11 protein-coding genes are annotated in these 13,085 nt (G+C 70.4%); 2 read left to right on the top strand and 9 right to left on the bottom strand.

The window, feature by feature from the left end; all coding sequences use genetic code 11:
• The first annotated feature begins 37 nt into the window (after positions 1–37).
• The gene (locus AB5L52_RS23400; protein WP_351030946.1) at positions 38–616 is read left to right on the top strand and encodes a GNAT family N-acetyltransferase; all 579 of its coding nucleotides are present in this window, start codon (positions 38–40) and stop codon (positions 614–616) included.
• Here AB5L52_RS23400 and AB5L52_RS23405 read toward each other — a convergent pair.
• The 9 genes from AB5L52_RS23405 to AB5L52_RS23445 form a co-directional block, all read right to left on the bottom strand.
• Positions 613–2,142 carry a type IV secretory system conjugative DNA transfer family protein gene (locus tag AB5L52_RS23405; RefSeq protein WP_369365983.1) on the bottom strand — a complete coding sequence of 510 codons (1,530 nt, stop codon included), beginning with the start codon at positions 2,140–2,142 and terminating at the stop codon, positions 613–615. The genes AB5L52_RS23400 and AB5L52_RS23405 overlap by 4 nt on opposite strands.
• Before the next feature lie 25 nt (positions 2,143–2,167).
• Entirely contained in the window at positions 2,168–3,580 is a 1,413-nt protein-coding gene (locus tag AB5L52_RS23410) for an ATP-binding protein (protein WP_351030943.1), read from the bottom strand.
• Positions 3,581–3,594: 14 nt separating this feature from the next.
• Entirely contained in the window at positions 3,595–5,154 is a 1,560-nt protein-coding gene (locus AB5L52_RS23415) for an SCO6880 family protein (protein ID WP_369365985.1), read from the bottom strand.
• A complete protein-coding gene (locus AB5L52_RS23420; RefSeq protein ID WP_369365987.1) occupies positions 5,151–6,497 on the bottom strand; it encodes a hypothetical protein in 1,347 nt (448 codons plus the stop codon). The genes AB5L52_RS23415 and AB5L52_RS23420 overlap by 4 nt, the downstream gene beginning before the upstream one ends.
• Positions 6,487–7,320: a hypothetical protein gene (locus AB5L52_RS23425; RefSeq protein WP_369365989.1), complete on the bottom strand. Its 834-nt coding sequence runs from the start codon at positions 7,318–7,320 to the stop codon at positions 6,487–6,489. Before AB5L52_RS23425 ends, AB5L52_RS23420 begins: the two co-directional genes overlap by 11 nt.
• Positions 7,321–7,463: 143 nt before the next feature.
• Positions 7,464–7,772 carry a hypothetical protein gene (locus tag AB5L52_RS23430; RefSeq protein WP_009189392.1) on the bottom strand — a complete coding sequence of 103 codons (309 nt, stop codon included), beginning with the start codon at positions 7,770–7,772 and terminating at the stop codon, positions 7,464–7,466.
• A 359-nt stretch (positions 7,773–8,131) separates the two neighbouring features.
• Positions 8,132–9,442: a S53 family peptidase gene (locus tag AB5L52_RS23435; RefSeq protein ID WP_351030933.1), complete on the bottom strand. Its 1,311-nt coding sequence runs from the start codon at positions 9,440–9,442 to the stop codon at positions 8,132–8,134.
• Positions 9,443–9,769: 327 nt separating this feature from the next.
• A complete protein-coding gene (locus AB5L52_RS23440; protein WP_351030930.1) occupies positions 9,770–11,137 on the bottom strand; it encodes a S53 family peptidase in 1,368 nt (455 codons plus the stop codon).
• 275 nt (positions 11,138–11,412) lie between these two features.
• Complete coding sequence (locus tag AB5L52_RS23445; protein WP_369365993.1) at positions 11,413–12,027, bottom strand: TetR/AcrR family transcriptional regulator; 615 nt, start codon at positions 12,025–12,027, stop codon at positions 11,413–11,415.
• 62 nt (positions 12,028–12,089) lie between these two features.
• Here AB5L52_RS23445 and AB5L52_RS23450 point away from each other — a divergent pair, with 62 nt between their 5' ends.
• Positions 12,090–12,992 carry an oxidoreductase gene (locus AB5L52_RS23450; RefSeq protein WP_369365995.1) on the top strand — a complete coding sequence of 301 codons (903 nt, stop codon included), beginning with the start codon at positions 12,090–12,092 and terminating at the stop codon, positions 12,990–12,992.
• Positions 12,993–13,085: the final 93 nt, after the last annotated feature.

Consider the following 13,085-nt stretch of genomic DNA (forward strand, 5'->3'; position numbering starts at 1 on the left):
GGATGCCACGGACAGCGGCCGGCACTACGGTGACCCCATGAGCTCCCTGACCAGCACTGACAACAGCGGTGACTACGTCATCCGCGCCATACGACCGGGCGACTGGCGCCGCGTGAAGCAGCTGCGGCTGGACGCGTTGCGGGATCCGGCCGCGCCGCTCGCCTTTCTGGAGGACTACGAGGACGCCGTGGCCAAGACCGACGCGTTCTGGCAGGACAGAGCCGTCGGGTCGGGCGAGGGATCCACGGCGGCCCGGCAGTTCATCGCCGAGGCCCCCGACGGGAGCTGGGCCGGCTCGGTCACCGTACTCATGGAGGAGGCCGGGACGAAGGACTGGGCGGGGTATGCCGTCGAGCGCCGGCAGGGGCATGTCGTCGGGGTGTACGTCCGGCCCGAGCACCGGGGGAACGGGCTGATCAAGGCCCTGTTCGATGTCGGCGTGGCCTGGGCGCGGGAGCGGGGTGCGGAGCGGGTGCGGCTCCTCGTGCACGAGGAGAACGAACGGGCTCAGGGCGCCTACCGCAAGGCGGGGTTCGTGCCGAGCGGGGTGGTCGTGCCGTTCTTCAAGGACGAGGCGCAGAACGAGTTGGAGTTCGTGCTGGAGTGGCTGTCCTAGACCGGGAGTTCCCGGTGGGGCCAGCGGGAGCGGGCCTGTTCGCGGGAGCGGAGGAGGGCGAGCGTCGGCAGGCCCTGGTCGGTGCCCGCGGCGAGCAGATCCGGGAGTTGGGGGAGCGGGGCCACGGCCGCGATGTCGTCCAGGACCAGCGTGAGTGGTGGGTCGAGCCGACCGGAGGATGACCGTTCGGCCATGCGCCGGCCGCGCTCGACCACGCTTGAGACGAGGGCCGTCAGCAGGGGCATCGCGCCGGGATTGCTCTTGGGGTCCTCGATGGATTCACCGACCACATAAAGCGTGCCCCCTTCATGGACGAAGGAATCCAAGGCGAGCGCATCAGTTCGGTTTGGGGTGCAGGCTTCACGGATGTTGACCGTGGACAGGGCGGACAGCGCGCGGCTGGTCAACTCCTGGGCGATGTCCCGGCGTTCGGGGTGCGCGGTGAGCGCGGCCTCCAGTTCGCCGGCGGCGCCGGGGGCGGCCTTGGGGTGGGTGCGGAGCGTGCGTACGGCGTCCTGGATCTGGGTGCCCTGGGACCAGCGGTGGACGTGGCGGATGGTGCGGTTGTCCAGGGCGGCGGCGTGGAGATAGCTGCGCAGGAGGGTGGTCGCCGTGTCCGCGACCGCCTGGTCCAGCTTGGCCGTGGGTTGTACGGGGGCGAGGAGGGCGGTGGCTCTGGTCAGTGCGGTCTGTTTGTCCTCGCAGCCCGTTGTGGGCGACCAGTGCAGGCGGGACGGGGTGTCACAGAGGTGGGCGGGGTCGTAGAGGAGGGTGGGGCCCAGTTTGGCCTTTGCGTCCTTGGTCTCCGCCCACAGGGCTGGGTTCGACGTGACGACCAGGGTCGGGCCGGGCGCGTCCTGGATGGCCCGGCTCGCCGTTGTGTGGCGGCTTTCCCTGGGTGCCAGGAGGATCTTCTCCCACCCGCCCATCCGCTCGCCGTCGGCCGGCAGGCCGGGCGACGGCAGTTGCGGTACCGCCCCTTCGAGGGGCACCGGCGGCGTGGGCACCGTCTCGGTACGCGGGAGCGGGACCTCGTACCGCCGCTCGGTCTGCTCGGTCGGTGCCGTCGGCCGTACGACGGCCTCGGGCGCTGCCGTCGGCTGCACCGCCCCCTCACTCGGCACAGCGGGCCGCACCGCGCCCTTGCCCGCCCTGGCCCGCCGTCCCCGGCCCGCTCGCCATCTGGCCACCGTTCCGATCACGAACACGGTGAGGACGAACAGGGCCATCAGCTGGCCGATGAACAGGCCCCAGAAGAGGCCCCAGCCGGAGAGCCGGGAGGCGGGGGTGTCCGGCCAGGCGCCGCTGATGTCGTGGGGCGCGGCGATCAGGTGGCGCATGGCCACGGGGGTGCGGGTGAAGGTGACGCCGTGGGGCCAGGCGCCCTTGGCGAAGAGGGCCGCCAGGCCCGTGGCCGTCCACACCAGCACGGTCATGCCGAGGAGGAACGCGAGTATGCCGACCAGCAGGCCGTCGGGGATGCCGCCCTGGCCCTCCCGGCGGCGCTCGTGAGCGTCCGGTCTCACCCGTTCCTCCCCTGTGCCCGTGCCCCTACGCCACCGTCGATTCGGAGTCGCCCAGGTGCTGTTCCACGAAGGCCGCCGCCCGCTGCTCGGCCTCCAGCTCGGCGGCGCGCAGGGCGTCGTCGGCCATGAGGTCGCTGGAGGACTCGGTCATCGCGCGGTCGGTGAAGACCAGGGGGCGTTCCGTCTCGGTGACGAGGTGTTTGACCACCTGGACGTTGCCGTTGACGTCCCAGACGGCGATGCCGGGCGTCAGTGTCGGGATGATTTCCACCGCCCACCTCGGCAAACCCAGCACCCGGCCGGTGGCCCGTGCCTCGTCCGCCTTCTGGGCGTAGATGGTGCGGGTGGAGGCCATCTTGAGGATCGCCGCCGCTTCCTTGGCCGCGGCTCCGTCGACGACGTCGGACAGGTGGTGGACGACCGCGACGAAGGACAGGCCGAGCCGGCGGCCGAACTTGAGCAGGCGCTGGAACAGCTGGGCCACGAAGGGGCTGTTGATGATGTGCCAGGCCTCCTCGACCAGGAAGATGCGCTTCTTCCGGTCGGGGCGGATCCAGGTGTGCTCCAGCCATACGCCGACGATCGCCATGAGGATGGGCATGGCGATGGAGTTGCGGTCGATGTGGGAGAGGTCGAAGACGATGAGCGGGGCGTCGAGGTCGATGCCGACCGTGGTCGGGCCGTCGAACATGCCCCGCAGGTCGCCGTCGACCAGCCGGTCCAGTACGAGCGCGACATCGAGACCCCAGGCGCGTACGTCGTCTATGGCGACGTTCATCGACTCGGCCGACTCGGGCTCCGGGTGCCGTAGCTGCTCGACGATGTCGGTCAGGACCGGCTGGCGGTCCAGGATGGACTCGTTGACGTAGGAGTGGGCGACCTTCAGGGCGAAGCCGGAGCGTTCGTCGAGGCCGTGGCCCATCGCGACCTCGATGATGGTGCGGAGCAGCGCGAGCTGGCCCGTGGTGGTGATCGCGGGGTCGAGGGGGTTGAGGCGGATGCCGTGGTCCAGGGCGGCGGTCGGGTCGAGCCGGATGGGAGTTATCCCCAGCTCCTCCGCGATCAGATTCCACTCGCCGACGCCGTCCTCGCCCTGGGCGTCCAGGACGACGACCTGGCGGTCCTTGAAGCGCAGCTGGCGCAGGACGTAGGTCTTCTCCAGGGCCGACTTGCCGTTGCCGGACTCGCCGAGGACCAGCCAGTGCGGGGCCGGGAGCTGCTGGCCGTACAGCTGGAAGGGGTCGTAGATGTAGCCCTTTCCGGAGTACACCTCGCGGCCGATGATGACGCCGGAGTCGCCGAGGCCGGGCGCGGCGGTGGGCAGGTAGACCGCCTGGGCCTGGCCCGTGGAGGTGCGTACCGGAAGCCGGGTCGTCTCGACCTTCCCGAACAGGAAGGAGGTGAAGGCGTCGGTGAGGACGGACAGCGGATCCCGCATCGGTGAATCAGCCCCTACCTTCGGATGCCGGTGGCGAAGGGAAGTGTGTTCACGAAGGCGCGGTGGTGCTCTCGGTCGCACCACTCCAGCTTGAGGTACGACTTGCCGGCGGAGGCTCTTATCGTGCGCTTGTCGCGGGCGAGGGCCTCCGGGGTGCGGGACGAGACGGTGATGTAGCCGACGAGGTTGACGCCGGCGGCGCCGCTGGCGAGGTCTTCGCCGCGCTGGTCGAGGCGGTGGTGGGCCGCGACGTCACGGGGGTCGACGGTCCGGTTCATCTTGGCGGCACGGGAGGCCTCGGCCTCGTCGTTGGTCTTCTCGGTCAGCATGCGTTCGATGGCTACCTCGGTGGGTTCGAGATCCATCGTGACGGCGACCGTTCGGATGACGTCGGGGGTGTGGACGAGGAGGGGCGCCAGGAAGTTCACGCCCACCGGGGTCATCGGCCACTCCTTCACCCAGGCGGTGGCATGGCACCAGGGGGCCCGGGTGTACGACTCCCGGGTCTTGGCCTGCAGATAGGTGGGCTCCATGGCGTCCAGCTCGGCCGGCCAGGCGTTGCGCTGGGTCATGGCCTGGATGTGGTCGATGGGGTGGTCGGGGTCGTACATGGAGTGGATGAGGGAGGCCAGCCGGCCCTGGCCGAGCGGCTGCCGTACCCGGATGTCGGCTTCCTGGAGCCGGGAGCAGATGTCGGTCAGCTCGCGGGCCATGACGACGGCGAGCCCGGCGTCCCGGTCGACCTTGCTGCCCTGGGCGCGGACGGCGCGGGCCATGGCGTTCGCCTCGGCGGCCAGTTCGCGGGTGTAGTGCATGCAGGCGACGAGGTAGGCGCGGTGCTGCTCGCTGCTGGTGGACACCATGGACTGCAGCTGGTCGTAGGACCGCTGGAGCCACTCCAGGGAGCGGCCGTCGCCGCGCAGGGCGACGTCCTTGGCGTGGGCGTCGGGGTCGGCGGGCAGGGTGCGGGCGAGCATCTGCAGCCGGGTCACGAAGCCGTCGCCGTTGGCGACATGCTTGAGCAGGGTGCCGAACCGGTCGACCAGGGCCTCCTGGTCCTCGGAGTCGCGCAGGCCGACGCCGGGGCCCTCGATCTCGATGGCGGCGGTGACGGTCTTGCGGTCGGCGTGCAGCAGTACGGCGATCTCGTCCGGTCCGAAGGGCGCGGCGAGCCAGGTGATGCGGCCGATGCCGGGCGGCGGCCCGATCTCGACCTCCCGCCCGTCGAGCCGCGTCCCAGCCTCCATGACGGTGGACCGGTAGACGGCGTTGCCGCCCTTGATGGTCCGTTTGTAGCTGCGGTTGATCTCGAACCACTTGTAGAAGGTGCGGCGCTTGTACGGCACGTAGACCGCGGCGAGCGCGAGCATCGGGAAGCCCGTCAGCAGGGCGATCCGCAGGCTCAGGACCGGGACGAGGAGGCCGCACATCATGCCGAGGAACGCGCCGGCGACGATCAGCGCGATCTCGCCGGATTCGCGGTTCCGGCCGACGATCGCGTTCGGCCGGGCGCGGCCGATGAGATACGTACGGCGGGGCGTGACCGGATGGGACAGATGGGACTCGGTCGTCAACGCCCTTCACCTCCCGTGCGGTTGATGTTGCGGGTGTTGCCGGCGTGCGGAGTGTTGGCGGGGCTGGGCGCGCGGGGCGCGGGTGTGGCGGAGGGGACGGCTCCGCCGCCGGTGGGGGTACGGCTGCTGTGGGCGGCGACTCCGCCGCTGGCGGGGTTGGCGGGGCGGGGTGCGCTGTTCGCCTGCCCTCCCGCGCCGCTGTTGCTGTCGGCGCGGGAGCTGTGGGTCTTGATGCCCTGGGCGACGAGGGTGGCGGGGGAGCTGATGACGGCGGCGGCCTTGCTCTCGGCGCCCTGCATGATGCGGTTGTTGCGGCCGTTGGCGATCTCGTCGCCGAAGCCGGGGACGAAGCGGTAGATCATCGCGCTGGCGAAGATGGCGAGCAGGATGATGGCGAGGCCGGAGACGACCGCGGAGAAGGAGTCGGGGCCGTTGCCGCTGGACAGTGCCCCGGCGAGCCCGAGCACGATCACGATCACGGGTTTGACGAGGATGACCGCGATCATGATGCCGGCCCAGCGCCGCACGTGCCCCCACAGGTTCTTGTCGACCAGTCCGGCGTAGACGACGGTGCCGAGGAGGGCGCCGACGTAGAGGAGCGCGGCGCGGATGACCAGCTCCAGCCAGAGGACGCCGGAGGCGAGGATGCTGACCAGGGAGACGACGATCAGCATGATGGGGCCGCCGCCGATGTTGTTGCCCTTGTTCAGGGCGCCGGAGAACGTGCCGAAGAACGTGTCGGCCTGGTCGCCGGTGGCCTTGGCGAGGACGTCGGTCACGCCGTCGGTGGCCGACACGACGGTGTACAGGATCAGCGGGGTGAAGGCGGAGGCGAGCACGGTGAGCCACAGGAAGCCGACGGCTTCCGAGATGGCGGTCGTGAGGGGCACGCCGCGTACGGCTCGCTTGGCCACGGCCAGGAGCCACAGCAGGAGCGTGAGGATCGTGGACGCGGCGAAGACGATGGCGTACTGCTGCAGAAACTTCGGGTTCGTGAAGTCGACGTTGGCGGTCTCCTTCACGGCTTTGCTCAGCTTGTCGATGGTCCAGGAGGCAGCCTCGGCACAGCCCTTGGCCAGGGAGGAGAGGGGGTCGAGGGTGGAGGTGTCCGGGACGTTGGCACCGCCGGAGCCGCTGGAGGTGTTGCCGCGTTCGCAGTATTTCTTGGCCTCGCCGGAGATGACGTCGCAGTTGTACTTACTCTTCGACGGTGCGGGCGACGGGCTGCCGGAAGAAGTGGGTGAGGGCTCGGCGAAGGCGCGCGTGGCCAGCAGTACGGCCGTGGTCTGTACGGCTGTCACGACTCCGGCGAGCTTGAGCGCACGTTGCGGGCTACCGGGCATACGTGAAGCCTCCGTACTCTTCGATGGCCTTGGTGATCTCGTCGGAGGTGGCGGCCTTGTCGTCGCCGGGTACCGGCGCCGGGCCGTCCTGCTGCGTGTCGGAGACGATCTTCCAGTCGCCGTGGGCCCACTGCAGATCGAACGTCCACGTCTTCCAGGAAGAGGTGACCGGATCGGTCGAGCTGCTGCCGGCCATGCCGATGAGCCCCAGGTACCACACCGCTACTTTGGCGTCGGTGTCCGTGTAGCTCTGCACCGTCGCGCCGACCGGGACCACCCGGGAGACGAACGTACTGCCCTTGGGCGGGTCGCCCGCGGCGTCGAGTCCCATCTTCGCGAGGAAGCCGGCCGAGTAGGCCTGATCCATCGCGCCCTGGAGACGGGCGGCCGCCTCGGAGGTGTAGAGGAGCTGCAGGAGGATGTCGCGGCTGCCCCTCTTGAACATGTCGGTGGACCCCAGCGCCACGGCGTAGTTCGAGGCCGCCGACTGCGCTCCTTGCTCCGTGTGGGCGAATCCCGTGGGTACTCCGGCGGACTTGGTGTCCACGGGCCGCGTTCCGCTGGGCGCCGTGGGAGCAGCCGCCGGTTTGTCGTTCTTCGCGGTCGAGCCGTCCGTCGGCGAATGGTCGCCTCTGTTGGCGAATGCGATCGCTGCGATGAGGAGGACCACTACGCCGACCACGGTGACCAGGCTGCGGGAGGAGGAGCGGCGGGGGGCGCGGCGGGGGGCGCCGCCGTAGGGGTCGTTCTCGGGGAGGCGGGTGCGGGTGTGGCCCGTGGTGTCGCCGTAGTCCGGGTAGGACTCTTCGTCTCCGGGATTCATGCCGTGTGCGCCCCCTCACCCTCGTACTCACCCTCGTAGGCATACGACGGTAGCCGTGCTGGTTCCCGCGTGGGTGCGGTGTGGTGACTAGACATCAGGGAGACGCAACCTCAGCCGGAAGGGACGGGCGGGGGAGGGGAGGGTTAGACCGCCATGCCGTACACGATGGTGAACAGGGTGCCGAGGGAGCCGATGATGAAGACCCCGGTCAGACCGGCGATGATGAGGCCCTTGCCCTGTTCCGCGCTGAAGGTGTCGCGCAGGGCCGTGGCGCCGATGCGTTGCTTCGCCGCGCCCCAGACCGCGATGCCGAGGCACAGGAGGATGGCTACGGCCATGACCACCTCGATCATCACCTTGGCCTCGTTGCCCAGGCTGCCGAAGGGGCCCCAGTTCGGGGCGATCCCGCCGATGATGGTGTTGATGTCTCCCTTGTCGGCCGCAAAGAGCATGTAAGTCACCGCCCCTGATGGGTAGTTCCGTCTGGCCCTCTGCGGTGTGCAGAGGTCAGGCCTCATTGTCGCCGACAACGCCGCCAACGTATGTCGACTTGACGTCATTGACTGGCGGGTTTCGTACGAATAGCCCGTACGGTCACTCTGTGTATCACGGCAGGTCACGCCGGGCAACGAGGTCCGACCGGAACCTGTCGTGTGGTTCTGTCGTTGTCCCCCTCTACGACCTGGCGCGGTTTCTGACGGCCGGTCGGGTGAGGCGTCGACACGATGTTCTCATGGGGGAGGTGCGCGAAATGGCCAAGGCCCCGACGGTGTGCGCGCCGGGGCCTTGACGTGCGGAGCAGTGGGAGCGGTCAGCCGGTGAAGGCCGACGTGCCCTCGGGGGTACCCCATCCGGTCGGGCCGTCGTAGCCCGATCGAGCGGTGCACAGATAGCTCGGGGAGCAGGTGCCGTTGTTGCCGCTGGTGACGTCGTTCAGTGCGGAGGTGCCGGCCGCGGTGTAGGGGAACTTGGCCGGGTAGCTGCCGCTTGACGGGGTGCCGGCGAGCGCGTAGACGCCGGCGATGATGGGCGAGCTGGCGCTGGTGCCGCCGAAGGTGTACCAGCCGGCGGTCACTCCGTAGGAGTCGTAGACCGAGACGCCGGTCGCCGGGTCGGCCACCGCCGAGACGTCCGAGACGGTGCGCCTGGAGCAGCCGGTGTCGGTCTGCCAGCTGGGCTTCGGGTCGTAGGCGGAGCAGCCTGAGCCCGTGCCCTCCGTGCTGCTCGTCCTCCAGACCGACTCCGTCCAGCCGCGGGAGGCGGAGGAGGACTTGGTGAGGGCCGTGCCGCCCACCGCGGTCACGTACTTCGAGGCCGCCGGGTATGCGGCGCCGTAGCCCCCGTCGCCGGCCGACACGGTGATCGCGACGCCCGGGTGGTTGAAGTAGGAGGAGTCGTACGACGTGTCGGAGGACGACTCCGAGCCGCCGTAGCTGTTGGAGACGTACTTCGCGCCCAGGGCCACCGCCTCGTTCACGGCCTTGCCCAGGTTGGCCATCGTCGCGGACTTGGCCTCGACCAGCAGGATGTTGCAGTTCGGGCAGATCGCGGAGGCCATGTCGAGGTCGAGGGACTCCTCCTCGGCCCAGCCGCTGTCGGCGGTGGGCAGGGAGGTGGTGGAGCCGGTCTGGCTGACCTTCTTGAAGCAGCCGCTGGACGTGGTGCAGGCGGGGAGGCCGTAGTACGAGCGGTACTTCGCGAGGTCGGCCGCCGCGTTCGGGTCGTCGTACGCGTCGACGATGGCGATGGTCTCGCCGGAGCCCTTGGACGAGGCGGCGGAGGTGAGGCCGTAGGCCGACCGGAGGTCGGAGGGGCCGTAGCCGGAGGGGGTGGCGGCGTCGGCGGCCTTCGGGGTGACGCCGGTCCTCGCGGCCTGCTGTTTCTGGAAGGCGGTGAGGCCGCCGGTCACTCGGAAGGAGTCGCAGGCGAGTTCGCCGTGGTGCTTGGGGGTGGCGCAGGGGGCCGCGGTCCAGGTCGCGTGCGCCGTGGGGGCGGCCGCGTCCGCGTGGGCGGCGGTGCCGAGGCCGGCGAGGGCGAGTGCGGCGGTGGCCGCGAGGACGGCGGTGAGGCGGCGCCGGTGGCCGGGTGCGGCCGTGGGTCTGACGGGGGGAGTCGTACGCATGTGCAGCTCCTGGTTTCCGGGTGGGGGGTGGGAACAGGGCTGTGCGGGTGCGTGCGGCGGTACGACGAAGACTGTGACTTGTTGAGTACGTGACAACCAGGGGGTGGCGGGGATCCTGGGGTCCGCCTTACCGAACCATTCCGTTCACTTGACGCAACACATGGCTGTTTCACGGGAGTCGGACAGGAGAACGGCCCCGGATCCGGACAGGGAAAACGGGCCGCGGCCGGCTGCCGTGGCCCGTCTTCCTTCCGTGCCGCCGAGGGGACCCCACGTCCCCCTCACCTGGCGGCTCCCCGTGACCCGACGGGGCGGATCAGGCCGTGCTCAGCTCGCGCCGAAGGCCGACGTGCCCTGCGGGGTGCCCCAGCCGGTCGGGCCGTCGTAGCCGGACCTTGCGGTGCAGAAGTACGAGGTCGAGCAGGTGCCGTTGCTGCCGCTGGTGACGTCGTTCAGGGCGGAGGTGCCGGCCGCCTTGTACGGGTACTGGGCCGGGTAGTCGCTGCTGCCCGGGGTGCCGGCGAGGGCGTAGACCGAGGCGATGATCGGGGAGGAGGCGCTGGTGCCGCCGTAGGTGTTCCAGCCGGTGCCGTCGGAGCCGTAGGTGTCGTAGACGGAGACGCCGGTGGCCGGGTCGGCGACCGCCGAGACGTCGGCGATCATGCGCTTGGAGCAGCCGCTGTCGGTCTGCCAGCTGGGCTTGGCGTCGTAGCCGGAGCAGCCGGAGCCGGTGCCCTCGGTGCTGGAGGTGTTCCAGACGCTCTCGGTCCAGCCGCGGCTGTCGGAGGAGGTCGTCAGGGCGGTGCCGCCGACGGCGGTCACGTACTTCGAGGCGGCCGGGTACTCGGCGCCGTAGCCGCTGTCGCCCGCGCTCGCGGTGATGGCGACGCCCGGGTGGTTGTAGTACTTGGAGTCGTACGAGGTGTCGGAGGACGACTCCGAGCCGCCGTAGCTGTTGGAGACGAACTTGGCGCCCAGCTTGACGGCCTCGTTCACCGCGGTGCCCAGGTTGGCGTCGGACGCGGACTTGGCCTCGACCAGGAGGATGTTGCAGTTCGGGCAGGTCGCGCTGACCATGTCGAGGTCGAGGGACTCCTCACCGGCCCAGCCGCTGTCGGCCGCGGGCAGGGAGGTCGTGGAGCCGGTCTGGGAGACCTTCTTGAAGCAGCCGTTGTCGGTGGTGCAGTCCGGCAGGCCGTACTGCGAGCGGTAGGTCGCGAGGTCGGCCTCGGCGTTCGGGTCGTCGTAGGCGTCGACGATGGCGACGGTCTCGCCCGAGCCGCCCGAGGAGGCGGCGGAGGCCAGGCCGTAGGCCGACTGGATGTCCGAGGGGCCGTATCCGGTGGGGGAGGCGGACGCGGCGTTCGGCTGGACCGTCTTGGGTGTGATGCCCTTCAGGGCGGCCTGCTTCTCCATGAACGCGGTGGTGCCGCCGGTGACGCGCAGTGCGTGGCAGGCGGCGTAGCCCTTCTTCGGGGTGGCGCCGCACGCCTTCTCGTAGCGCACATGGGCCTTGGCGACCTGGGCGGCGACGGCCTTGGCGCTCACCTTGTGGCTCGTGGCGGCGGTGTCCGTGCCGGCGTGGGCGGTGGTGCCGAGACCGGCGACGACGAGCGCGGCGGCGCCGAAGGCGGCCGAGCCGATCCGGGCCCATCTGCCTCTTATGTGGGGGAAGTTGGGGTTGGTCGTACGCAAGGTACAGCCTCCTGGAAGTGGTGGACAGAGGCCTGCGGGTGTGAGGGTCCACCGATGGGTGACCGGTGGGGGCGGCGGCCCGCGACGACCATCGCTTGTTGAGTACGCGACAACAAGAAGCCTGGTGGAATCCTGACTGCCGCATTGCTCAAGGCGGTTGACGGCTTACTGATCAATGGCTTTGTGCTGGCTCTGTGCTGGGCGCCGCTTGACCCTGGGCGCAGCCCGGCCACAGGGCGCGGCTACGCGCGTAACTGCTCCGCGACCGGCGCGTGTTACCGCGGCCGGAGTCCGTTCAGTAGCAGATGGACGTGTTCGGCCAGGCCGTTCATCGCTTCCTCGGCGTCCAGTGCGCAGCTGGCGATGAGCGCGGCGAGGCCGTGCAGGCTCGCGGCGGCGACCATGGTGATGCGCTCGGGGTCGCCCGGCACGATCTCGCCGCGCTCCTGGGCGTCGGCGATCATCCGGGTGAGGGAGCCGAGGGACTGGTCGACGGCCGCGGCGAGCCGGTCGGAGCTGTCGGGGTCGTGCTTGCGCGCGAACATCAGCTCCAGCAGCTCGGGGTTCTCGACGGCGAAGCCGAGGTAGGCGCGGGCGAGCGCGGTCATCCGCTCGTCGAAGTCGAGGCCGGGGTGCAGGGCGGCCGCGGCCAGGGCCCTGTTCAGGCGCTCGTATCCGTCCAGCGCGAGGGCGTCGAGCAGGGCCTGCTTGTCCTTGAAGTGCCGGCCGGGGGCCGCGTGGCTCACGCCGATGTCCCGGGCCAGCTCGCGCAGGGACAGGGCGCCGGCCCCCTTGTCGCGCAGGGTGCGCTCGGCGCTCGTGAGCAGGGCGGCGCGCAGGTCTCCGTGGTGGTAGGGGCGGCTCGGGGGCGAGGAGGACGGGCGCGGCATGCGCACCATCGTATCGGGATGTTGTCGTTGACAGCTTTGTTGTCGATGCCTACATTCGAGGCATGGCTGATACGACGAAGTGGAACGTGACCCACCTGCCCGACTTCTCCGGCCGTACGGCCGTGATCACCGGCGCCAACAGCGGCCTCGGCCTCGTCACCGCCGAGGCGCTGGCCCGCGCCGGAGCGCATGTGGTGTTCGCCGTACGGGACCTCGCGCGGGGCGGCGCCGCCGCGGCGCGGGTGGGCGGCAGCACCGAGGTGCGCCGTCTGGACCTGGCCGACCTGGACTCGGTACGGGAGTTCGCGGACGCCTGGGACCGCCCGCTGGATCTGCTGATCAACAACGCGGGCGTGATGATGCTGCCGGAGCAGCGCACCAAGCAGGGCTTCGAGATGCAGTTCGGCACCAACCATCTCGGGCACTTCGCGCTGACCAACCTGCTGCTGCCGCAGGTGACGGACCGGGTGGTGACACTGGCCTCAGGCCTCCACCGTGCGGGCGACGGGGTGATCCACTTCGAGGACGTGAACCTGCGCGGCCGCTACACCCCGACCCGCGCCTACGCCCAGTCCAAGCTGGCCAATCTCCTCTTCACCCTGGAACTGCAGCGCCGCCTGACCGAGGCCGGATCCCCGGTCCGCGCCCTCGCCGCGCACCCCGGCTACGCGGCCACCAACCTCCAGAGCCACCACGCCAACCCCCTGGCCAGGGCCTTCATGGCCGTCGCCAACAAGGTCTTCGCGCAGAGCGACAAGGCCGGCGCCCTGCCCACCCTCTACGCCGCGAGCCAGGACCTGCCCGGCGCGTCCTACGTCGGCCCCGCCGGCCTCGGCGAGATGCGCGGCGCCCCCACGCTGGTCGGCCGCAGCGCGGCGGCCGGCGACCCGGAGGCGGCCCGCCGGCTGTGGACTCTGTCGGAGGAGCTGACGGGGGTGACCTGGGATCTGAAGCCGGCCGCCTGAAACCGACCGCCCGGAACCCGAGGGCGACCGCCCGGAACCCGAGGGCGACCGCCCGGAACCCGAGGGCGACCGCCCGGAACCCGAGGCCGACCG

It is taken from the genome of Streptomyces sp. CG4, assembly GCF_041080655.1.
Lineage (GTDB): Bacteria > Actinomycetota > Actinomycetes > Streptomycetales > Streptomycetaceae > Streptomyces.

Coding starts and splice junctions, on each gene's coding strand:
- AB5L52_RS23400 (WP_351030946.1), top strand. CDS start 38: ATGAGCTCCCTGACCAGCACTGACAACAGCGGTGACTACGTCATCCGC.
- AB5L52_RS23410 (WP_351030943.1), bottom strand. CDS start 3,580: ATGCGGGATCCGCTGTCCGTCCTCACCGACGCCTTCACCTCCTTCCTG.
- AB5L52_RS23420 (WP_369365987.1), bottom strand. CDS start 6,497: ATGCCCGGTAGCCCGCAACGTGCGCTCAAGCTCGCCGGAGTCGTGACA.
- AB5L52_RS23425 (WP_369365989.1), bottom strand. CDS start 7,320: ATGAATCCCGGAGACGAAGAGTCCTACCCGGACTACGGCGACACCACG.
- AB5L52_RS23430 (WP_009189392.1), bottom strand. CDS start 7,772: ATGCTCTTTGCGGCCGACAAGGGAGACATCAACACCATCATCGGCGGG.
- AB5L52_RS23435 (WP_351030933.1), bottom strand. CDS start 9,442: ATGCGTACGACTCCCCCCGTCAGACCCACGGCCGCACCCGGCCACCGG.
- AB5L52_RS23445 (WP_369365993.1), bottom strand. CDS start 12,027: ATGCCGCGCCCGTCCTCCTCGCCCCCGAGCCGCCCCTACCACCACGGA.
- AB5L52_RS23450 (WP_369365995.1), top strand. CDS start 12,090: ATGGCTGATACGACGAAGTGGAACGTGACCCACCTGCCCGACTTCTCC.